General features: G+C 45.1%; 24 protein-coding genes. 10 read left to right on the top strand and 14 right to left on the bottom strand.

The window, feature by feature from the left end:
* Nucleotides 1-29: 29 nt before the first annotated feature.
* The 9 genes from DB398_RS04500 to DB398_RS04460 all read right to left on the bottom strand — a co-directional run bounded on the left by DB398_RS04500 (nucleotide 30) and on the right by DB398_RS04460 (nucleotide 7,405).
* Nucleotides 30-812: an ABC transporter permease gene (locus tag DB398_RS04500; RefSeq protein WP_108423189.1), complete on the bottom strand. Its 783-nt coding sequence runs from the start codon at nucleotides 810-812 to the stop codon at nucleotides 30-32.
* Nucleotides 805-1,518 (bottom strand): ABC transporter ATP-binding protein, encoded by a 714-nt coding sequence (locus tag DB398_RS04495; RefSeq protein WP_108423188.1) that lies wholly within the window; start codon nucleotides 1,516-1,518, stop codon nucleotides 805-807. Before DB398_RS04495 ends, DB398_RS04500 begins: the two co-directional genes overlap by 8 nt.
* Complete coding sequence (locus DB398_RS04490) at nucleotides 1,515-2,735, bottom strand: nitrous oxide reductase family maturation protein NosD (RefSeq protein WP_417935544.1); 1,221 nt, start codon at nucleotides 2,733-2,735, stop codon at nucleotides 1,515-1,517. Before DB398_RS04490 ends, DB398_RS04495 begins: the two co-directional genes overlap by 4 nt.
* Nucleotides 2,736-2,823: 88 nt before the next feature.
* The gene (locus DB398_RS04485) at nucleotides 2,824-3,123 is read right to left on the bottom strand and encodes a cupin domain-containing protein (protein ID WP_108423187.1); all 300 of its coding nucleotides are present in this window, start codon (nucleotides 3,121-3,123) and stop codon (nucleotides 2,824-2,826) included.
* Nucleotides 3,124-3,141: 18 nt separating this feature from the next.
* Entirely contained in the window at nucleotides 3,142-3,573 is a 432-nt protein-coding gene (locus DB398_RS04480; protein ID WP_108423186.1) for a nitrous oxide reductase accessory protein NosL, read from the bottom strand.
* A 3-nt stretch (nucleotides 3,574-3,576) separates the two neighbouring features.
* A complete protein-coding gene (locus DB398_RS04475) occupies nucleotides 3,577-4,191 on the bottom strand; it encodes a hypothetical protein (protein ID WP_108423237.1) in 615 nt (204 codons plus the stop codon).
* A gap of 124 nt (nucleotides 4,192-4,315) precedes the next feature.
* Complete coding sequence (gene nosZ / locus DB398_RS04470) at nucleotides 4,316-6,268, bottom strand: Sec-dependent nitrous-oxide reductase (RefSeq protein WP_108423185.1); 1,953 nt, start codon at nucleotides 6,266-6,268, stop codon at nucleotides 4,316-4,318.
* A gap of 37 nt (nucleotides 6,269-6,305) precedes the next feature.
* A complete protein-coding gene (locus DB398_RS04465; RefSeq protein ID WP_108423184.1) occupies nucleotides 6,306-6,887 on the bottom strand; it encodes a fasciclin domain-containing protein in 582 nt (193 codons plus the stop codon).
* A gap of 5 nt (nucleotides 6,888-6,892) precedes the next feature.
* Nucleotides 6,893-7,405 carry a c-type cytochrome gene (locus DB398_RS04460; RefSeq protein ID WP_108423183.1) on the bottom strand — a complete coding sequence of 171 codons (513 nt, stop codon included), beginning with the start codon at nucleotides 7,403-7,405 and terminating at the stop codon, nucleotides 6,893-6,895.
* A 116-nt stretch (nucleotides 7,406-7,521) separates the two neighbouring features.
* Between DB398_RS04460 and DB398_RS04455 the strand changes: the two genes are divergently transcribed.
* Nucleotides 7,522-7,953: an RrF2 family transcriptional regulator gene (locus DB398_RS04455; protein ID WP_108423182.1), complete on the top strand. Its 432-nt coding sequence runs from the start codon at nucleotides 7,522-7,524 to the stop codon at nucleotides 7,951-7,953.
* A 127-nt stretch (nucleotides 7,954-8,080) separates the two neighbouring features.
* Here the strand turns inward: DB398_RS04455 and DB398_RS04450 are convergent, their stop codons facing one another.
* From DB398_RS04450 to DB398_RS04440, 3 genes are all read right to left on the bottom strand, one after another.
* The gene (locus tag DB398_RS04450) at nucleotides 8,081-8,935 is read right to left on the bottom strand and encodes a hypothetical protein (protein ID WP_108423181.1); all 855 of its coding nucleotides are present in this window, start codon (nucleotides 8,933-8,935) and stop codon (nucleotides 8,081-8,083) included.
* Nucleotides 8,936-8,975: 40 nt separating this feature from the next.
* Nucleotides 8,976-11,036 carry a TonB-dependent receptor plug domain-containing protein gene (locus DB398_RS04445; RefSeq protein ID WP_108423180.1) on the bottom strand — a complete coding sequence of 687 codons (2,061 nt, stop codon included), beginning with the start codon at nucleotides 11,034-11,036 and terminating at the stop codon, nucleotides 8,976-8,978.
* Nucleotides 11,037-11,124: 88 nt separating this feature from the next.
* Nucleotides 11,125-11,502 carry a hypothetical protein gene (locus DB398_RS04440; protein ID WP_108423179.1) on the bottom strand — a complete coding sequence of 126 codons (378 nt, stop codon included), beginning with the start codon at nucleotides 11,500-11,502 and terminating at the stop codon, nucleotides 11,125-11,127.
* A 286-nt stretch (nucleotides 11,503-11,788) separates the two neighbouring features.
* Here DB398_RS04440 and DB398_RS04435 point away from each other — a divergent pair, with 286 nt between their 5' ends.
* The 9 genes from DB398_RS04435 (at nucleotide 11,789) to DB398_RS04395 (ending at nucleotide 20,548) form a co-directional block, all read left to right on the top strand.
* The gene (locus DB398_RS04435) at nucleotides 11,789-12,877 is read left to right on the top strand and encodes a sensor histidine kinase (RefSeq protein WP_072880477.1); all 1,089 of its coding nucleotides are present in this window, start codon (nucleotides 11,789-11,791) and stop codon (nucleotides 12,875-12,877) included.
* 2 nt (nucleotides 12,878-12,879) lie between these two features.
* Nucleotides 12,880-14,211: a sigma-54-dependent transcriptional regulator gene (locus tag DB398_RS04430; RefSeq protein ID WP_072880134.1), complete on the top strand. Its 1,332-nt coding sequence runs from the start codon at nucleotides 12,880-12,882 to the stop codon at nucleotides 14,209-14,211.
* A gap of 210 nt (nucleotides 14,212-14,421) precedes the next feature.
* Nucleotides 14,422-14,871 (top strand): GreA/GreB family elongation factor, encoded by a 450-nt coding sequence (locus DB398_RS04425; protein WP_108423178.1) that lies wholly within the window; start codon nucleotides 14,422-14,424, stop codon nucleotides 14,869-14,871.
* A 29-nt stretch (nucleotides 14,872-14,900) separates the two neighbouring features.
* Entirely contained in the window at nucleotides 14,901-15,263 is a 363-nt protein-coding gene (locus DB398_RS04420) for a hypothetical protein (RefSeq protein WP_108423177.1), read from the top strand.
* 135 nt (nucleotides 15,264-15,398) lie between these two features.
* Complete coding sequence (locus DB398_RS04415; protein WP_108423176.1) at nucleotides 15,399-16,019, top strand: MCP four helix bundle domain-containing protein; 621 nt, start codon at nucleotides 15,399-15,401, stop codon at nucleotides 16,017-16,019.
* A gap of 230 nt (nucleotides 16,020-16,249) precedes the next feature.
* Complete coding sequence (locus DB398_RS04410; protein WP_108423175.1) at nucleotides 16,250-17,542, top strand: Glu/Leu/Phe/Val family dehydrogenase; 1,293 nt, start codon at nucleotides 16,250-16,252, stop codon at nucleotides 17,540-17,542.
* Between the two features lie 63 nt (nucleotides 17,543-17,605).
* Nucleotides 17,606-18,025, top strand: coding sequence for a GreA/GreB family elongation factor (locus DB398_RS04405; protein WP_108423174.1), 420 nt, complete (start codon nucleotides 17,606-17,608; stop codon nucleotides 18,023-18,025).
* Nucleotides 18,022-18,414: a hypothetical protein gene (locus tag DB398_RS04400; RefSeq protein WP_108423173.1), complete on the top strand. Its 393-nt coding sequence runs from the start codon at nucleotides 18,022-18,024 to the stop codon at nucleotides 18,412-18,414. The genes DB398_RS04405 and DB398_RS04400 overlap by 4 nt, the downstream gene beginning before the upstream one ends.
* 250 nt (nucleotides 18,415-18,664) lie before the next feature.
* On the top strand, nucleotides 18,665-20,548 hold the full coding sequence (locus tag DB398_RS04395; RefSeq protein ID WP_108423172.1) for a SulP family inorganic anion transporter: 1,884 nt from the start codon (nucleotides 18,665-18,667) through the stop codon (nucleotides 20,546-20,548).
* Nucleotides 20,549-20,592: 44 nt separating this feature from the next.
* Here DB398_RS04395 and DB398_RS04390 read toward each other — a convergent pair whose 3' ends face one another.
* Together DB398_RS04390 and DB398_RS04385 are read right to left on the bottom strand one after the other, a co-directional pair.
* Complete coding sequence (locus tag DB398_RS04390) at nucleotides 20,593-21,186, bottom strand: Pycsar system effector family protein (protein WP_108423171.1); 594 nt, start codon at nucleotides 21,184-21,186, stop codon at nucleotides 20,593-20,595.
* Nucleotides 21,187-21,202: 16 nt separating this feature from the next.
* Nucleotides 21,203-22,045 (bottom strand): restriction endonuclease, encoded by an 843-nt coding sequence (locus DB398_RS04385; protein WP_108423170.1) that lies wholly within the window; start codon nucleotides 22,043-22,045, stop codon nucleotides 21,203-21,205.
* Between the last annotated feature and the right edge of the window lie 4 nt (nucleotides 22,046-22,049).

The raw sequence follows: 22,049 nt of genomic DNA, 5'->3' as shown, positions 1-22,049 counted from the left end.
CTTCATTTATGAAAACCATTGTGTTGACCTTAAAAGTCCTTTCTCTTGGCCTTATGGCCCAGTCCCAAAATGGGCATCACGGTCCATAACAATAGGATGCCCATGGAGACCAGAAAGCCAAGGTCGGTACCGAAGAATTTTTTAAAAATGGCCCCGGTGTACCCCAACAGGGCAGAAATGTCCAATTTCAACAGTATCAAGATTCTCGAAAGATCAATGGGGTTGAGCATGGTCGCCACCAGGGAAAAGGTGTCCAAGGGATATTCCTCAAAAACGATGAGCGACATCAGGAAGAGCCCATCATAGACCACGGCCAAAAAGAGCCACAGCAGTACGGCGTACCCAAATCCCTTGATCTTGTTTTCGTTGGAAATGGCGATCACAAAGGACAGCCCCACAAAAATAAAGGTCAAAAAGGCACCGGTGACCAACAATAGGGTGAAATCAAAGATGGCATTGCTCCGCAAAAGGCCATAGAGCACAAAGGGAATGCCCAGGCCCAGGACAAGGCTCAGGGTCAGCGAGCCCGCCACCCCGAAATATTGCCCCATAAAAATGGAACTGCGTTTGATGGGCTGCGCCAAAAGGAGTTCCGTGAACTCCCGGGAATTGTAGTAGTACATCACCCCGAAAATCGTCCCTATCAAAGGGATCAGGACAATGATCACGTTCATCAGGGTGATCACGGCCTTGGAGACATCGTTGTTCAGGAACAACAGGACAAAACCCAAGGTAAGGTAGAACAAAAAATAAACGTAGCTCCAACGGCTGCGGATAAGGTCGAAAAAACTGTATTTAAGAATCTTAAGCATGGCTTCCAGTGGTTGTTAGGGCCGCAATGGCATGTTCAAAATCAGGTGCTCCCGTTTGTTCCAAAAGTTCCTTGATGTTCCCTTTGAAATAGATTTCCCCTTCCAACAGATACAGGATCTTATCAGCCATTTCCTCTACAAACTGCATGATGTGGGAGGTGATCAAGATGGTCTTACCCTGGGCCTTCTCCCGTTGGATCAATTCCTTCAAACGAATCAGGGCCATGGGGTCCAGACCCGTCGTCGGTTCATCGAGAATGAGCAAGGGGCTTTCGAACATAAAGGTCAGTACAATGTTCACCTTTTGTTTGGTTCCCCCGGAGAGGGTGGACAGTTTTTTATCCAGAAAGGGGCCAAGGCCAAAGAGGTCTATTAATTCCTTTTCAGCACTGGGACTGTTCCGTAGGTCCTTGATCATATGGATAAGCTCCTTCACTTTGATGTTCGGTGGAAAGTTGGCTATTTGGGGAAGGTAATCGATCTGCTTGCGGTACTTCCATTGTTTTTTGATAGGCTTGTCCAGCACAGTTATGTGACCCTTATCAGGAAGCACCATTCCCAGGATACTCTTGATCAAGGTGGTCTTTCCCGAACCGTTAGGGCCCAAAATGGCATAGATCTGGCCCTTGTCTATGGTCAGGTCGACACCTTTCAATACCTGGTTCTTGCCAAATTGTTTATGAAGGTCTTTTATCGTTATGGTCATGATCGTATTTTCATTAAAGGTTGGGCATCTTTTAAATTGTCCGGGGTGAACACCGGGGAGACCCTTTCGGAGAAATCAATGATATCCATGAAAAGGCTCCGCAACAGGACAATGGTCTCCGGTGTGCGGTTCACTACATACGAAAAGAGCTTGACCGGACGGTAGGGCACATCCCCGATACCATCCTTGTCCAGATCGTATCCGGTATAGCCACTCCAAAAGTTGCCCTCGAACACATTGTCGTTCAGTTTGCTGTTATAGGAAATGTCAAAGGAGTTGTACAGAAAATTGTTGCCCCTAAAACTATTGGTATAGCAGGCCCCTATCACCCTAATGGCCCAACCGTTTGCTATAAAATCGTTATTGGTGTACTCAATTCGGTTTGATCCCTCGATGTTGATTCCGATGGTGTTTTCCTCAAAGGTGTTTCCAACAATCTCTGCATCATTGATTTCCTTCAACAACATGCCGTAAGCAGCGGTTCCCCAGTTTTTTCGAAAAGTGTTGTCCTTCATGGTGATGAACTTGGAGAACATGACCGCAACACCGGCGCCGTTGTTTTCAAAGGTGTTTTGGGTATAGACATCATGGTTGGAAAACATGAAATGAAGCCCATATCGGAGATTGTCCATACTGGTGTTCTCCGTAATGGTGATCCGATCGGAAAACTCCAGATAAATGCCATCACGCGTTCCTTGGACATGGTTTTTGATCACTTCTATATCCGAGGAATACCACAACTGGATACCGTTCCCCGAATTGTATTCGTCCACCGCCTCTCCAATGATTCGATTGTGGTACACCTTTCCATGGGAAGATTTTTCCAGATAGATGCCGAAGAACAATTGTTCCAAAACCATGTTCTGGATACGAAAATCCTTGCTCCGGATCACCCGTATGGCCGCATTGTCCTTGGTATAGCTGACCCCCACATTGATAATGAACAGACCATCAAGGGTCACACCGTCCGATTGGATCTGGAAAATTTCCCCTTTTTTTTCACCATCCACAATGGGATAGTCCACTCCTTTGATGACCAAGGGTTTGTCCACCACGACCTCATATTCCCGATAGGTCCCCTTTTGGATCAACAGGGTGTCATGGGCATTGGCCAGTCGTATGGTCTGCTTGATGGAGCTGTGCTCACAGGTAGTGCAAATCGTCCAGGTTTTGGCCCAAATCCCTTGACATAGCAGGAATAGGACCACCCAAGGGATGTATTTGTGATATGGAGTCTTCAATTTTATATTGGTATTGTTTGGTTTGCCCAAAGGCGACCTTATGGCTTATGAAGCTATGATTTCTTTATCGGATAATCAAAAACTTGGCATCTGCAAGGGCTTTTACCCAATGTTCCACTTCCTTGGAAAAACCAAAGTGTTGCTGTGGCAATAAAGTGACGCTTTGGTTTTCGATGTGGAAATCAATGGAACCCTCCAAAACGACCAAATGGGCATCTTTAGGGGAAGTGTGCTTAGGAAAGATGGCATCCTTGGCCAAACTGATGCTCAAGATTTCCATAGATTCAGTTTTGGCCAGTTTTTCAATCTGTAGTCCGTCAAAGGGTTGTTGGGCAATGGTATTGTCTATATCTATTTTATACATAGTTGTGTAATTGTTTCACTATTGATATTGTTGTTTCAATTCATTCCAAGTAAGTAATTGCCCTCCATTGCCCTCCAGGGCATGCCGGGCAGCCCCTTCCTCTGCAAAGGCGCTGAGATAGGCGCCCATGGGGCTCGGGATGTTCTCGCTGATCAAATAGGTGGCACTGGTGGCATCGATCAGCTCCCCAGGCCGGTCAAAATCATTGGCCAAGAACAGGGCAATGGTGGATTCGTCCCAATCTTTTAACTGGTTCATCATGCACTCCACGGCATCGAAATTGAAGACCTTCCCCTTAGTGGTGACCAGCTGTGCGGCATGTTGTTTGTCCACAATGGTCATACTACAATAGTGGCAGGCTACGTGTCCATAATCAATCGGTTTGGGACCTACAGTGCATGCTATCAAAAGTACCAATGTCAGTATCAATGGCAATAGTTGTTTTTTCATGGGTCAAGTTTTAGTTTTCTTGTCTTTCCATCCGAGGAACCCGGCTGCCAAGGTCATCATCATGCCTAGGAACATCAGCCATGCACCTGTAGCGGGCAAAGAGGTAACATCAAAGTTCAACATCTTCACATGGCCCAACAATGGGGGTTTGTAGGTCATTGGGGTTCCATCAGGATTGGTCAATTTCATAATGGCATTGGGGTCCAAATTGGTGCCGTAGTCCACTAACCATTCATTGAAATCGTACATGCCCATGATGCCCATTAGGGACATCAATGCGAACCAACCCAAGAACCATTTGTAGCTTACCTTTTCCAGAAAACCTAATACGCCTATTAATACCCCAAGCCCAACCATGATTCCGATTATTATTGGAAAGGTTCCAAATTCCCACATATCCTCTACTTTGGGAAGTGTGTGCATGCCGATGTAGTGGTTCAATCCGTCAATGTTTTGAATGTCAAATTCGTTAACGCCCTGTAGCCCATTGATATGGATGTTCAAGCCCAATGGGTCGGGATATTGGGGTGCTCCCAACATGATATTCCAGAGTGGGAAGACATACAATCCCAATAAGAAGAACGGGCCAATGATCATTAATATACTAGCCTTTTTCATTTTTTTTGATTTAAGGGTTACAAACTGAGTTCGGTTTTTTGGTAGACGGTTGTTTTTCAATTTGTAAAAAAAGCGGGCAGGTCATGGACACAGCCCGCTTTGTTCATTGATGAGTCAATCCGAATCACTCACCAAGGGACCATTTAAGTTCCACGTTTGAATTGGCAGGGGATACCCTGACATATCCTTGCATCTCTTGGTGCAGAGCTGAGCAGAAGTCCGTGCAATAGAATGGCCATACCCCAACTTGTTTGGGCTCCCAGACCGAAGTTTTGGTTTGCCCCGGCATTACGAGCAGTTCTGAAGAGTTCTGGCCAAGAATGGCAAAACCATGGGGGACATCAAAGTCCTGTTCGTGGTTGGTGATGTGGAAATAGACCTTATCACCCACCTTGATACCTTCTATGTTGTCCGGTGTAAAGTGGCTACGTATGGTGGACATGTACACGTGAACCTCGTTGCCGTCCCGGACTACCTTGGCCCCATCCGCCGTTGTTACTGCGTAAGGGTGTCTGTTTTCATCCAAGCGATAGATTTTTTGTGACTTTGGCGCCAAAAGTTCCGCTGGACATCCTGCCGCATAATGAGGCTCCCCGTGGGTAGGGAAGTCATAAATCAATTCCATTTTGTCCCCGGAGATGTCGTAAAGTTGGGCAGAGTGTTCCATTTCAGGTCCAGTGGGCAAATAACGATCCTTGGTGATCTTGTTCATGGCCACCACATATTTGCCGAAAGGCTTTCTGGAATTACCACCGGGGATCATCAAGTGTCCCACGGAGTAATAAGTGGGCTTTCTATCGATAACCTCCCAAGTGCCCAACTGCCATTTCACGACTTCGGAAGAGATAAAGAACGTGGTATAGGCATTGCCCTTACCATCGAACTCGGTGTGTAATGGACCTAGTCCACCACTCTTTACCTGTCCGGCCAATACGTCCTCAAATTTTAGGATTGGAATGCCATAGGCTTCCCCATCAAATTTTCCCCCTTCTATAGCGGCAATCATTTTATCGAAGGAATGAACCGTCAGATCTGCTGACAGTTTTCCGTTGCCAATAATGTATTGTCCGGTTGGATCGACGTCACAACCATGGGGTGATTTTGGTGTGGGAAGGAAAAATACCGCTCCGGGCACCTTGGTGGGATCCACGGTAAGCACTTCATCCCTCATGGTTGTTGTCCCGGTATGGGAGTGTTCATCATACACGTTGTGGGCATAGTTGGCAGGCATTTTGGTGCCTCCACCGTTGTTCACATATTCCTCGATTTTTTTCCAGTTGATGGCAGCAATGAAATCCTTGTCGTTTTGGGAGGCGTTCACTTCCAAAAGAGTATTGGCCTCCTCTGTATTATAGGTTGTAAAGAAAAACCAGCCGTGAGACTTACCCCTTCCAGGGTGGGATAGGTCGTAGTTGAACCCTGGCATCAATAATTGGAACTTGATGGCCATGTGACCATGCTCGGGATCCACACTTATAAAGGTAAGGGCGCCCTTAAAGTTTCCTTTATATTCACTGATGGACATGTCCCGCTGTGGTACAGGTACGGCAAAGCGGGTACCGGCTACCACATATTCGGTGTTTTCCGTGATAAAGGAGGAACTGTGGTTACCCGCACTGTTGGGAACCTCGATAATTTCAGCAGTTTCAAAGGTGCCCAGATCCACCCTAGCGATACGAGGGGTATTGTTCCCGTTCACAAAGATCCATCTGCCATCCAATTCTCCGTTGGTCTGGGAAATATCAGGGTGGTGCAGGTCGTCCCAGGGCACAAATCCATGGGAAGTGTTCAACATGGGAATGGTCTCTTCGGAATAGCCATAACCCGATGTGGGAAATTGGGAGAAGACAGGGATTTCCTTGAACATCCGCCCTGATGGTAATCCATAAACGGTTAGGTTACCGCTATATCCTCCAGAAAGAAAGGCGTAGTATTCATCCTGCTCCCCGGGAGCTACATATACTTTTTCGGCGGCACTGGAGGATAGGGCCCCGTTGGAACTTTGGTTCTGTTGGCCGCAGGAAACAAGCATCAAAGCTGCTCCAAGTGCCGGTATTAAATGGTGTTTTACTTTCATTGTGTTAGGATTTATTCGTTTTTTTGGTGTTAATCAGTTATTGGGCAGGAGGTAGGATGACCTTGTCCACAACATGGACAATTCCGTTACCTGCAGGTATGCTGGCAATGATCTTGGCCCCTCCGACAAAGACATCGTCACCTTTGACCTCCACAGGGACATTTTGGTTGTTTGCCTGCCCCAGCTTCTTGAATTTTTTCAAGAAGTCCTTGGAATAGTTGCCCGGAGTCACATGATACTTGAGAATGTTGGCCAAGGCCTCCTTGTTCTCGGGTTTCAAAAGATCTTCCACAGTTCCTGCAGGCAATGAATCAAATGCGGCATTGGTGGGTGCAAATACCATAAGGGGTCCTGCGTTGACCAGGGCATTCTCCAATTCTGCGGCTTGGACCGCTGCAACCAAAGTACTATGGTCGGGTGACCCGATGGCGATTTGGAGAACATTGGGAGAGGAGGCATCATCTTCGATAAAGGCCTGTCCTTTGTTACTCTCAATAATTGCCCCTGATTCGTTTTGGTCAGAAGCGGTTGTTTCGTTTTGGGCCCTATCCTTACAGCTGACGTTGAGTACCAGTAATAAGATCAGCCCGAGTGCACTGAGTTTAATGGTTGATTTCATATGGTTTATTTTAATGTCCTGAAGTATTCAAGAATGGCACGGGCCTGTTCCTCTGTCAACCCTTGGTTGGACATGGGAGATCCGTTGAATTCCTGGAGCAACTCTTTGGCCAGGGGATCTTGTTGTACCATTTCCTGGGGGTTCAAGATCATGTTCATGATCCATTCCGGCGTCCTTCGTTCCAATACCCCATTGGGTGGTGGGCCTATAAATTTTTTACCCACTCTATGGCAGGCCAAGCACATTTGTTCATAGACTGCCTTGCCGTTGTCGGCCATGGCCTGATCGATTTCTGGGGCCAAGGTCACGGATTTGATGGGGCCGACACCCTTGGTGGACATATCCACCCGCTCGGAAGCCTTGGTCTCAGTGGAAGAGTTCGTCTCTACAGGCTGTTCCGTAGCGGCCTTTTTACGTTGGACGCTAAAGCCATCCTCTTTCTTTTCTTCTTGTTTGCCCCCGCAACCGATCATGATCAGTGCGAAGAGTAATGTTATTCCTTTGATTATCGTCTTCATGTGATAAATGGTTAAAAAATTTTTGTCAAATGTAACCAGGGTTACCTATCAAAAATATGATAAAAATCATTAAAAGGATAAAAATGTCTTTTAATCTTTGTTAGCATATTTAGCCCATGTTATCCAATTCATCCAAATATGCCATCAAGGGAGTCCTGTATTTGGCCCTGAACTCCGGTGAAGACCAAAAGATTTTGGTCAGGGACATGTATGAATCCATCCATGTGTCGGAAACCTACTTGGCCAAATTGTTGCAGGAGCTCTCCAGGCATGGTGTCATTTCTTCAACCCGTGGTCCCAAAGGAGGGTTCTACCTAAGCGAAGAAGACCGGAAAAGAACACTTATGGATATCGTAAAGGTCATCGATGGGGAGAAACGGGTGAAATCCTGTGTCATGGGGCTTAAGGATTGTGATATGGACCATCCCTGCGTACTCCATAAATTGGTGGGTGCCAACAAGGCGAAATTTATCAAAGTATTGGAAAGGACGACCATTTTGGACTTGATAGACGGAAAACAGGACATCGAAGAGTTTTTTCCTATTTGACCCGCCCCCAATCTTTTTATAGTCGGTTTCCAGAAACCTCTTAAACCCCGAACCTATATTCATAAAAATGGCCATCCGTGATCAGATAGCCATTTCCAACAAACAAATAACCTAAGATGCCATGGAATTAAAATTCCAGTTCAAAAAATAGGCTACTTTCTTCATTTTCCTCTGTAATGTCCTCACCTTTCAATATATCCCCGTTGCCATTGAGAAGTTTTAGGTTGATCTTCCAGTAACCGGTCATGGTCAGGGACAGTTTTCCATTGTAACTGCCCGATTCGGGATTAAAGACCAAATCCTCATTGTTCGGGGAACTGTGGTTGCCCATACTGGGCATTCGGGGATCTATGGTGATCGTGTAATCCGCAACCGGGGGAAAATTCATCATGGTCTCCATTTTGAAGAGTACAGCCGAAAAGTCGTTCACGGCGACTTCCGGGGCAAAGGGCATCATGGCCAATATGTATCGGACATCATCCGTTCCGGTAAACACATTGACCGTTTTCTTTCCGTCCACTGGGGCATTGACTACAATTTGTTCAGTGGCATTGTAGGTGGTGCCCCCGATACGATATTCCAGGCTCAGTTCCCAATATTCGTCAGTATTGCTGGCCATCTGGAAGACAATATAGCCCTTATAGACCGTAGCATCCCCTGTTGCTGTAATCTCAGATCTAGGGCAGGAATGGGTCTTGTCGGTCATATGCATGACGGGATTCCATGCGATGGTCACATCGGGAATGTAGCTTTCAGTGGAAAGGTCCTTGATACGGACATAGACCTCGTTATAGCCCAGGAAATAACCGTCCTGATCGGAATAGAGCTCCAGGACATGCCCATTGGCCTCAAAACTGGAGGTAAGGTTGAAGGCTTCAAGCGGATTGTCCGAAACGGGCATGGCATCATCCGTACTATCGGAGCAGGATACGATCCCCATGGACAAGAATAGAAGTGCAAATATGGATTTTATGGTTTTCATTGTTATGTATTTTTAATTGGATTGATAAAAAGTTTTAAGATCAATTGATGGCATAGGAAAGGGTCATGAAAAAGTTCCTTCCCATCCGAGGAATGTTGTTCCAGTCGGCATAAGTGGAATAATAGGTATCGAAGATATTCTCGATTCCCATCTTGGCATACAACCTGTCCTGGCCCATCGAAAAGGTTTTTCCCATGGACAGGGAGAGCAGGGTGTAGGCAGGGGTTCGGTCCTCACCAAAATCCGCACTAAAGTTGTTTTGCTCCAATGCTCCCGAAAGGGTAAGGGAACCGGAAAAACTTCCATCACCATAGGTGAATCGGGCACGATAGTCCACGGGACTTATAAATGGCAGGTTACGGCCATTTTGATCCGTACCCCTGTGATAGGAGACCAATCCGCTCCAATCCAGTTCCGATGTGAGTTGGTATACCATGTCCAAAGACACATTGTAAAGGTTGGCATATTCCAGATTGGTATATACCTTGACCCCATCGGCACCAATGGTCATAACGTCCAGTTCGGGATGGACCTCGCCGATGATGTAATCCCAAGTATGGAAATAATTGCCTTCCACGGCGATGTCCAGATTTTTTATGGGCCACGCCATTTTAAAATTGGCCTCTAGGGCCTTTTCATTCTTAAGGTCAGGATTTCCGATATAGTCATGGTTGTCAAAACTGTTGAATAGGTAAAATCCAAAACCTTCCGAAACCGATGGTGCACGGTCCCCATACGCAAGCCCACCACTGAGGTGAAGTGCCTTGAACTGTCTGTGGTAGTGCGTGGAAACACTCTTTAGTACCCGGGTCTGCCGTTGGGCCATATCAGGATAGAAGATCCGAAGGCTGTTCAAGCCGAAATCATCGGCCACGTTGAAGGTTTGGAGTGCCAAGCGTGTCGATAGCTTCACTGAACTTTCTTTAAGCGAAATTTTGTCCTCCAAATAGATGCCTGAGTTCAAGGTCCGTACGTCGGGCCAGGTCAACATGAACATGTCCTGCTCGTTGGGATCATTGGGATACATGGTCATCTCCGCCAGGGAACGGTTGTAATAGCCGTCGAGTTTACCTATAAGATGATGGTCATCCAAGATCAGCTCGGTCTGGGTGTAAAACCCATAGGTGTCGCTCCAACCGGGCATGTCCATCCGAATCGGTACATCGGGCCGTTGACTGTCGTCCATGATATGCGTAATGGTGTTCGCATAGAGTTTGGTCTCCCAATTCTCCAGGTCACCGATGAAACTGTCCTGTACCCAGCTCAGGGAGCCGATAAAGGCACGTGCCAGGGACACATCCATAGGCAGTGCGGGATACCCTACGTCCCGGGCTTCATCAAAGATGAAACTGGCCAACAGTTTTTGGTTTTCCGAAACTTTATATCCCGCATTTGTGGAGAGGTTGTATTTTTCAAATTGGGAAAAAGCAACTTCTTCACCTCCGCCGGCCGTATAGTTTTCCGCTTTGCGGTAAATCAGATCCGTATCCACATAGAAATGTTCGTTCGAAAAGTTGAGCTCACCGCCCACAATTTGGGCAGTATTGTTGCTCTCATAGCCAGTTTCCACTGCACCTGTCCATCCCAAGGGCCTAAAATTGCTCTTTTCCAAACGCATGTCCAGGGCGCCCCCGATCACATTGCCGTGCCGTGCCCCTTGTTGGCCGCTTTCCACATGGATATCGGAAAGGTTGGACACATCCACATAGGAGGTAATGGGATCCATTTTGTCGGTACAGGCCCCAAAGATCCGCATGCCATCTATTGTGATGGACAGCCGTTCGGAGGTCATGTCATTGAGCATGGGGTCCCAGGCATAGGCCCCTCGTTTGACCATGGAAACCTTTTTGGAAGATTCCAAATATTGGTCCAATGTGGATAGGGGCTTTGGTTGGGATTTGTGTTCAATCCCCCTGTTGAAGGAAGAAATGACGATGACTTCCTTTAAGTCAATAGGGAGAATAGAGTCTATGATAGGGGCCAAGATCGGTTCTTGGGCTTGGGCCTTTTGTGGGGACAATGGTATGACCCCCAGACAGAGGGCCAAAATCAAATGGCCCAAATAGCCCGACCATGCCCCATATGGATATGTGGTTTTCATTGAAAAATGTTTTGAATCAATTCAAAAGGGATTGGGGTACTGTCCCAACAAGTATTTTAAAGCGTCGGGATGTGTACAGGGAAGTTGTTCAGACCACTTCTGGGGGATGGGAAATGTCGGAAATGAACAATTGGGAATGGATTCCTTGATATCGAAAGGAATTCTTGTCTGGACACACCTGAAAAAGGGTATCGAGATCAAAAACCAACAAGGACTGAAAGAAAACCAGGGGTTGGATCTCCATTTTTGATCGTTGTTCCCCAAAGGGGTTCTTGTCCTGGTCTTTTTGCTGTTTCTCCAATTGTTTGGCGAGATAGCATTTGCCGTTGCAGTGCAATTGGGGCCTGTCCTTGTTCTCGCAGAGCACCTTTGCTATATAATCATAATTGGCCACATATTCGATGACCGGCCAAAGGGGTTTGACCAACATGATGAGAGCCACAAAAAGAATTATATAAGGTTTCATAGGAACAAATGTAGGGTTGACCAAAAAGTGGGGACATGATAATTGTCATAAAGAGGATAAAAATGTCTTTTTTATCTATTTTCGTTTTGTAAATAGGTTAAAAAGATGTTTGGGTAGGGGACAGGACAATTGTTTTAAATATATGGCGTGGGCTTTCATGATCGACCATGTTGTATTTTTGTCAATAAAGGGACAGATCGTTTTTATGAACCTTACCCACGCCCAGTATGCCATCATTAGGATTGGGAAATTGTTTTTTTAAATTGTAAAAATGATATATGGCTTTATGACAAATACAGAACAAAAATTAAAAGAACGTGTCAAGGAACTGACCTGTCTTTATGAGGTTACCTCCATTATTGTGAATTCAAATTATGATGAACTCGAGACCTCCCTTGAAGCCATTGCCCATTGTTTAAAACGGGGTTGGCAGTTTGCTGAGGCAGCAGCGGTCCAGATAACGATCGGGGATTACCAGGTACAGACCAAAAATTATGGAAACGATATGGTCTCCCATTCTTCCGATGTCAAGATATTCAACAAAGTAGAGGGGCGAATAACAGTGGGCTATCCTTCTGCCGAATTTAGCGTAACAGATTTTTTGGATGAGGAAAGGACCTTGCTCAAAAATGTCTGTTTGGCCATCGGTAATTTGATGGAACGCAAACACATCCGTGATTCGGAAGAGGAAACCAAAAGACAAATGGAACGAGCCGATCGGTTCCACATCATGGGTGAGATCACCGCGGGAATTGCACATGAACTCAATACCCCTTTGGCCAATATTTTAGGTTTTGCCGAACTGCTCGTGGAAAATACTGGAGATGAAGCCACAAGGAGAGATCTCCAGAAAATTATCGATAATGCTATTTTCAGTCGAGAGATTGTTAAAAAGCTCATGTTCTTTACTTGTGAAATGCCCCAAGAGATGGAACAGATTGAACTGAACGCAGTTGTGGAAAATGTTTTACGCTTGTTGGCACCATCCCTTAAGGCCAAACAGCTGAACATTGTCAAATCTTTTGGCCGGGAACATATCCAAATGCGGGCCAATACCGTTCAACTGACCCAAGTACTGTTCAACCTTATCATGAACGCAGCCTATTACTCCCCGCCGAAGGGGGCCATACATATTGAACTTGACAAATCAAAAGACAGGACCATTATCCGAATTGCGGATGAAGGACAGGGCATAGAAACAGAACATGCGGATAAAATTTTCGAACCCTTTTATACATCAAAACCAACAGGTGAGGGCACAGGACTGGGCCTAAGTGTAGTACACGGTATTGTGCGTAGTTACAAAGGAACGATCTCACACCGGCCCAATACCCCCAAAGGAACTATCTTTACCCTAGAGTTTCCCAAAATTTAGGTATGGCACTGCACAAAGAGAACATCTTAGTTGTCGATGACGACATTCACATCCTGGAACTTCTTTCCAGACAGTTGAAAGGACTCGATTACCATGTCTATAAGGCCATCTCGGTAAAGGAAGCACTGTATATTTTAAAGGATAGTGTTATTGATCTTTTGATCACCGATATCCAAATGCCCGAAGTGGATGGCCTACAGTTATTGAAATATGCAAACGAACATTATCCCCTAATGCCCAAATTGGTGGTCACGGGCTATCCTTCGGTGGACGGGGCCTTGGAAGTCATCAAATCGGGCGCAATTGATTATTTGACCAAGCCCTTTACCAAAGAGGAACTCAAACAATCCGTTGAAAAGGCCTTGTACAGCAAGGAGAAACAACCTTTGTCCATAAAGAAACAATCAACACCTGACATAAGTGATAACCGTTTTGAAGGAATGGTCGGCAGTTCGGACGCCTTTCAGAAAATCCTCAATATCATAGATCGCGTGAGGGACAATAGGGCCACTGTACTGATCACGGGGGAAAGTGGAACAGGAAAGGAACTGGTGGCAAGGGCCATTCATTATTCCGGTAAGTTTTCCAAAGGACCTTTCATTGCAGTAAACTGTGGTGCCATCCCCGAAAACCTCCAAGAGGCAGAACTCTTCGGATATGTAAAAGGTGCCTTTACAGGAGCCAATGAGAACCGCAGTGGATTCTTTCAGGCCGCTGAAGGAGGAACCCTTTTTTTGGATGAAATAGGAGCAGCTGGTTTGGCGGTACAGACCAAGCTGTTGCGTGCACTTCAAGAAAAGGAAATCACCAGGGTGGGGTCCCGAAAACTGGAAAAAGTGGAAATCCGCATTGTTGCGGCCACCAATGTGGATCTTTTGGAGGAGATCAAGAACAAGAACTTTAGGGAAGACCTATATTATCGACTTACGGTTGTGGAAATCAATGTGCCGCCACTTCGGGATAGAAAATCCGATATTCCTTTGCTGGTGGAAAAGTTTCTCCGAAAATATGGTGTTGAATATAAAGACCGTCTGCCAAGAATTAGCCCTGAAGCCTTAGGGATTTTGGAACGATACCACTGGCCAGGGAACATCAGGGAACTTGAAAATATAATCCAGCGCGTGGTAATCATGTCGGATGGCCCCATAGGGATTGAAGATATACCCGAGTTCTTGAAATACCGGATTGATTTCCCCCAAAAAGGTCTTGTACCCCTTAGGGAAATGGAGAAGGAATATATCAAAAAGGTACTCTTGCACACAAAGGGAAATAAGACCAAGGCCGCCGAAATACTGCAGATAGATCGCAAAACCTTGCGTGATAAGCTGGATTGAACCGGTTATAAAATAGCCGACTGGGGAAATATACCCCGTTTCCATTTCCACTCCAAAATTTTTAATATTCAATTGTGTATTGATAATCAGTTGATTACAATAACGTCTCCTTTTTTTTGAACATTGGGTACGGACTTTGCCCTTTGGATTGCCAAACGTGCCAAATCTGGACAATACCGGTTGACGGATTTGTGAAAATAAGAGAACCTTATGAAGTATGGCAGTCTCATTTTGGAGAAGAATGATTTTCTGATGACCAGAAAGTTCATGAAACAGAATTGTATATGGGAAGATTATATCCATACAGGTGTATTGGAGATCTTGGACCTGAATTTGAACTATGCTGTGGTGTTGGATGAGGGCCAGATGCCCTCTGACATTGTTCGACTGTATTCCGAGGTTACCCTTGTTGGTTCCTCGGACCATCGGGATTCCTTCCGGCTTGTACCTCCTGGCGAAGAAGATGCGACGACAAACCAAATTTCTGTGACTAGTAGTTTGGGCGCATCATTGATCGGTTTCTCCAAAGGTGACCGAATTACCTATGGCCTTCCCGGTAGTAAAATATCTTTTACGATCGAAAAAGTAAAGCAGGGTAGGCAAAAGGTCAAACTCTCCATTTCAGATGGTGACATGCAAAAGATGGTACCCGAACAGTAAGTGATTTATTGATTCTAAATATTATGGTTATGATTAAATATGTAATTGTCCTTTTGTTTTCTATAAACCTGTTGCATGCACAGGCCAATGCATCCCAAACGAACACAAAAGTCAAAGTCGGGGATGTATTCGAAATCGGGAAACCTGAAACGAACAAGTACAAGTATATTGACTTCCCCAAGGCGAACTTTATCATCAAAAGAGGGGGTATCGCAAACTACAAACGTGTGGAAGGGGAAAAAGTGGTGGTGACTTCCGTCAAAGAAAAAAAGGATGGATCCACAAAGATCAAGATCAAACGAGTTGATGGTAACAGGTTCTTTGGCAGTCATAGCATAGTGGCCGTCGACTTTTTTGGGGCAATGGAGTCCGGAGAGCTCCAAACCTTATAGTTGATTTATGATTGGTGGTTAGTTGATGATGTCCACCCGGTTTTCCAGAATTGTTATTTGCTCAACAAGGTAGTGGCCGGGTGGATTTTCGATCCAGAGGATAATTCTTTGATGTAATACCTAAATGATTAAAACATGAAAACTAAATTTTCAATAAAACAACGAATATTGGTCGGTCTGGTCCTAGCCACCGCTTTTTTTTTGGTACTGGGATCCAACCTGTTGGACCGGAAATATTTTTCCACAATACAAGCATCGGTCAAATCCATTTATGATGATCGCATAGTGGTGCAGGATTATATCTATCAATTACAGGATATGGCCCATGAGATGGAAGTGGCAGTCTTGAAAGGTGAGTATGTGCAGGGTAATGAAAGGTCTGAAAAAATCAAAGCTTTGTTGGCTGATTTTTCCAGAACCAAGTTGACACGGGACGAGGCCAGGCTGTTGGAGCGATTGGACCGTCAATTTTCCGATTTGGAACCCAGTGGGACAACCAATGCATCAAAAGAAGGGAAACCGTTGGCCGAAGCAAAAGTATTGCCACAATTGGCACAAATAAGACAAACCTTGGATGGCCTTGAGGAAATCCAATTGGAACAAAGTGACATGCTGACCCAGCTATCAGAAAAAACCTTGGGGGTCAATAGGATGTTGTCCAATTTGGAAGTGGTATTTCTGGTCATCATCGGAATATCGATTTTGGTACTGGCGTTCTATCCGGTAAAGGTGCTAAACCCTGTGCATTGGAATTAATACCCTAATCTCAATTAATAAAATTTAAAGAATCCATGAAAGAATTAGTACGGAGCCTATGCTCAACGTGCAGGCATGTGGCCTATTGTTCCTTAAGTACGGATAGGACCAATATCCAATTATGTAATGAATATGTCCATCGACTTGATGAAAGCGACGGACCGACCATAATGGTCACAAACGAAATGATGAGTAATTAAGCACACCTAGTGCAACCAAAATTTTATACAATGACAACAACGATAACATCGGAAAAAAAACAACTGAAACAAGGTATGTTGGACAATGTCATGAGACAGTTCAACAATGCAGCGGACATTATTGAACTGAACAAGAACATCCGTAAGATCCTTGAAGTGACGAACAACGAGTTTATTGTCCATTTCCCGGTCCGCATGGATAACGGTGAAGTAGAAATATTCACGGGGTATCGGGTTCAGCACAACAATGCCCTGGGCCCCTATAAGGGAGGACTTCGTTACCATCCTACAGTGGACATTGATGCTGCGCGGGCACTGGCCATGTGGATGACCTGGAAGACCTCATTGGCAGGATTGCCCTACGGGGGGGCCAAAGGGGGTATCCAATTGGATCCGACAAAGTATTCACAGGACGAATTGCAACGGATCACCAGACGGTTCACCTATGCCCTTGGGGACAATATAGGCCCAGAATTGGATATTCCGGCTCCGGACGTGAATACCAACGCCCAGACCATGGCTTGGATCTTGGACACGTATATGTCCACCAAATCTCCCAATGAACGTTCTAAGAACCTACATGTGGTCACTGGAAAACCTATAGGGGCAGGAGGCTCCGAAGGCAGGGACAGGGCGACCGGTTACGGGGTGTTCCTGACCATTAAATTTTGGGCAGAAAACAAAAAGGTCGATTTGAAAAACAAAAGGTTCATTGTACAGGGTTTTGGCAATGTGGGCTATTGGGCCGCACACTTTCTGGAAAAGGAGGGGGCAATACTCACAGCGGTACAGGATGCCTATGGAAGCATATATAACGAGGATGGCATCTCCACTGAAAAATTATTGGAATATGTACAGGCCAATAAGGGAAGTGTCCTTGGCTTTAGTGGTGCAAATACTATGGACAGTGCCGATTTTTTTGGTCTGGACTGTGATATCTGTATCCCGGCAGCATTGGGAAACCAGATCACTGTTGAAAATGCCCCGAAGATAAAGGCCCGTTTGATCGCTGAAGGAGCCAATGGACCAACCGATGTAAAGGCCGAGGAAATCCTTTTGAAAAGGGGAGTCGATATCATTCCTGATATCCTCTGTAATTCCGGAGGTGTAATCGGAAGTTATTTTGAATGGTTGCAAAATCGCAACGGAGAAATATGGCATTTGGATGAAGTATTGGAAAAATTGGAAAAAAAGATGAGAGAATCCTTTGGCAAAGTAGTCCATAAGGCGAAATCCAAAAAAGTGGATATGCGCACAGCCGCCTTTATCATTGCCATTGAGCGACTTGAGGAAACGTATGTCCAAAGGGGTATTTTTCCATAATCCAATAATCCATTTAGGGTTCCATTTGAATGTGATGGAGGCTAAAACATAAAACGAAAAATAATGAAATACGGTAGTTTGGTAATTGAAAAAAAAGAATATGTCCTTTTGAAGCGGTTGATGAACCTATCAGGATACTATAAGGACAATACCCTTAGGAGCTCGGTAAAAAAGCTCGTGGGTGAAATGGAAACAGCACGGATATTGGATGAAGCGGAAATGCCGGATGATGTCATCCGGTTCAATGCCGTGGTGACCATAATTTCCGAAAATGGATGGCACAAAAAATTCAAATTGGTACTTCCTAGTCGGAGTGATGTGAAAAACAACCATATTTCAATCCTGACCCCCATGGGGGCAGCGGTCATGGGGTATGCCAAAGGGGATTCCCTAGTTTGGGAGTTTCCTTCTGGAAACCAAAAATTGAGCATTGAAAATGTGGAACAGGAGAATGAACCCATAAACCTAAATATGGTATTATGAAGCAGGTGAACAGACCCTATTTTCACGAGTCCATAAGCCAGATCATAGTTAAAAAGGACAAGTTGGAGATTTCCAATTGGACCGAAACCATGGAGTTGATGAATAATGAACTGCAATATTTGATTTCATTGGAAAAACGCCTATTGGGAAACCCTGCGGTAAACCAAAGCCTTTTGGCCATCCAGCGGGATAACCAACTTCGCTTGGGCACCCTGTATCGATATGAAAGGACAATGATAAATGCCATTGAGTGTGATACCACGGAATGTGACGCCTATTATCTGAACACCCATGAGAAAAATAGGGATAGTTATATGGACCATATCAAGACCTATACCAAGATCAAGACGATATTGCTTTCAAAAATTTTGGAAAGGTATCAAAGGTAACCTGGATGATCAATACGTAAGAATTAAAATTTAATGAAGAATACGGTTTTCACCCTTTGTTGGTGAAACAGGGAGGGAACGACCATTGCCACCAATGCCAATGGTCCATTCTGAAAGTACCTTGGCCATTACTTGGCGACCCCTACCCAAGGATCGGTAGCACGTTAGTACAAAAATTCAATAATGTCTGGTTGTAGTTATCTGGGCGTAAAAAGTACCGGATTTGGATTTAAAAAACCATACAAACAACATGAAGAATTTTTTTTCCAATTTACGAGGAGATATATTTGGAGGGCTCACAGCAGGAATTGTAGCCCTCCCTTTGGCGTTGGCGTTCGGTGTCAGTTCTGGGATGGGTCCCAGTGCAGGACTCTATGGAGCCATCTTCATCAGTTTTTTTGCGGCACTTTTTGGAGGGACCAATACGCAGATTTCTGGTCCAACGGCCCCTATGACAGCCGTCAGCATGGTCGTGGTAACAAGCATTCTGGCATTCAATGATGGTGATTTTGAGAAAGCTTTGCCAGCAATACTTATGGTCTTTTTGATGGCAGGACTTGTCCAAATAGGATTGGGACTTGTAGGCATCGGAAAGTATATCAGATATATTCCCTATCCTGTTGTTTCCGGTTTTATGACCGCCATAGGGATCATTATCCTTGTAACCCAGATTTTGCCTTTGGTGGGGTATTATCCCAAAGAGGACATGGCACTTGTGGATCAGTATAGGCCCATGGCCCAAGAATCAATTTTGAGAAAAATCCTTAAAGAGGAATCTAGGGAAAGTATGCTTGTCCTCGAGGATTTCCAAGAAACCATCGACCGATCTGAAGAAGTTTCAGAGGAAAATATTTTGAAAGAGGCAAAGGCACTGGCAGGAAAGGATACTTCTGGTGTGATGGGTGCCATCAATATGCTTCCAAGGGCATTACAACATATCAATTGGCTCGAATTGGCCTTGGCCTTTGGCACGATTGTTATTATTTATGGGTTTAAAAAAATAACGACGTCCCTTCCCAGTGCACTTGTAGCTTTATTGGTCGTTTCAGGTGTAGCTTATGGTCTTGGACTGGACTATAGACCCATCGAACAGATACCTGGAGGCTTTCCCATAATTCACTTCGATATGTTCACACAATTTAGGCTGGATTCCATAACACCGTATGTATTTACGGCATTTACACTTGCTTTATTGGGAGCTATTGACTCTTTGTTGACCTCGGTGGTCGCGGACAACATGACCAAGACCCAGCACAGGCCGAACAGAGAATTGATCGGGCAGGGAATAGGAAACAGTATTGCGGCATTTTTTGGTGGGTTGCCTGGAGCAGGGGCCACCATTCGGACTGTGGTGAACATCAATGCAGGAGGTAAAACCAAATTATCTGGAATGGTAGCCGGAGTACTCTTGTTGACGGTGTTGTTGGCATTGGGTCCAGTGGCATCTAAAATTCCAGCGGCAGTTTTGGCAGGCATCTTGGTAACAGTCGGAATTGGGGTGATAGATTATAAGGGGCTCAAGGCCATTCCGTTTCTACCTAGAGACACGAAAATTGGCCCCTTTAAGGTTAGTTCAGAAGTGATCATCATGCTCGTGGTTATGGTGTTGTCCACTGTTTGGAACTTGGTGTACGCAGTTGGCGTTGGCTTGGTATTGGCATCATTGATGTTCATGAAAAAAATGGGGGACTTGACCGCGGAACGCTCCGATGTGAAGACCCTGGAGCAAGAGAAGGGTTGGGCGGATGAAGCTGCGTTTCCGGAAAGCCTAAAAAGAAAGGTATTTATCAAACATTTGAAAGGACCTCTGTTTTTTGGATTTACCAGTGAGTTCCAGCAATTGGCCAAACAGATTCCACGCTCTGCATCAACGGTCATTATCCGCATGGACCGTATGCAATATTTGGACCAATCGGGACTCTACACCTTAGAGGATATATTGATCGATCTCAAAAATTCAGGAATCGAAGTGTTGTTTGTTGGATTGTTGGAACAGCCCAGGTACATGATGGAACGCGTTCGGTTGATTCCTTCATTGATCTCGGAGAACCGCATATTTATCGACTTTAAAGCATGTACGGCGTATTTAAAAAGCAACTTGGATCAAACAGTTGATGTATCGAAGGAAAATTAGATCTGCCAGTGGTTCAAACGACTAGAATTTTTTGGATAGACTTGTCAGTTCAAAATAACGGTGCCCGTGATCAATGAATATGCAATCGTTGCTATTATGCCTATCAAAAGGATTCCGGATGATATCAAAAGCAAACGTTGTTTTTTTGCTATGGCCTTGCCCAAGAAGTAAAGATCGACCACCATTTCATCATAGGTGTTCTGTCCACTTTCCATTATGCGGTTCAATTCTTCCTTAAACTCGACGAGGGATTGGTTGGCAAAATTGTCCGCATAGAGGGTACCCTTATAATTGCTGGCCCTGAATTCCTTTCCAATGTACCGATGGGGCAACATGCTGAATATGGCGAATATCATGGAGAACAGACTACAAATGACCAAAATCCGGGTTCCGATGGTAATGGTGAATTCCCCATTTGCCGGAACAAGGACCAGGGCTCCCAGCAATAGGGAGGAGATGATGGAATTGACCGTGAGCATGATCCTGGCCTTGTTGTCGACCATTTTCAGAAGATTGTAATGGTTCCGGGACAGTGTTCTGAAAAGGGTCTGCACCCCGCGGGAATCATACTTTTTCAATTTTTCCATCCATTGATCCCTTGGCAAGGTTTTCTCTGATATTGATTCGGTATTTTTCATAACGTTCATTCTTGGTTCACAAAAGACACAATTGATGCACCTCGGACAATACCTCCCTGGTTTTTCTGGAAGAAAGATGTAGTGGTTGCAACACTTCGGGTCGTTGTTCGATTTCCAAGGTCAGGATGACGTCCCGATCTAGAAGCTGACGCTTTTCGTGCTTGGACAGTGTGGTCAGTGCGGTGATGGGATAGAGTCCGAATCGGTCCACATGCTTTGGGATACCGTTGTCCTTGGGATAGTCCCAGCTTAACAGTGTTAACCCGATGCAGTTTCCATAGTTGATTGCATCGGCGGTGAACTGGGTATTGGTGACCAGCCAACCTTGTTTTAAATGGGTGCTTTTTTCCGGATCGGCGTTCCATTTTTTTTGGACATCCAAAAACCTGGAATTGATGTATAGCGGGATCTTGACATTACTTGAGAATTTGGTGTCGGAATGGAACTTGCATTCAATGGCGTAGACATTGCCCTGTTTTTCTGCCAATACGTCTATCTCATGATCCACACATGCACCCTTTAGGACAACACCTACCTTGGTATTGTACCCTTTTTGCCTTAGAAGGGCACCGACCATTCGTTCAAAGGGATAGCCTGTGGGTCCTAGGTCAAAGATGGCCCGTTTCAAGCTGTATTTGGATGCACGGACGCGGTTTGCTTTTTTTAAAAAGGAAAAAACCCTTCTGTGAATCTCATCGGTCGAAATACCATCATAGATCCAAGGCTCAATGTGGGCTGAAACTGCAGCAATTTCTTGCGGTGTGGCCCCACATTTTTGAAGGGAATGTTCCAATTTGGCAATTGAAAAATCTTCCAGTTCCCCGGAATATTTCTTTACCTTAAATGTTTGTTGCTCCATGCTT

The organism is Flagellimonas amoyensis (genome assembly GCF_003058265.1).
In the GTDB taxonomy this organism is placed as follows: Bacteria; Bacteroidota; Bacteroidia; order Flavobacteriales; family Flavobacteriaceae; genus Flagellimonas; species Flagellimonas amoyensis.
Note: the sequence above shows the minus strand (reverse complement) of the source record. Positions and strands in the feature narration are given on the sequence as shown.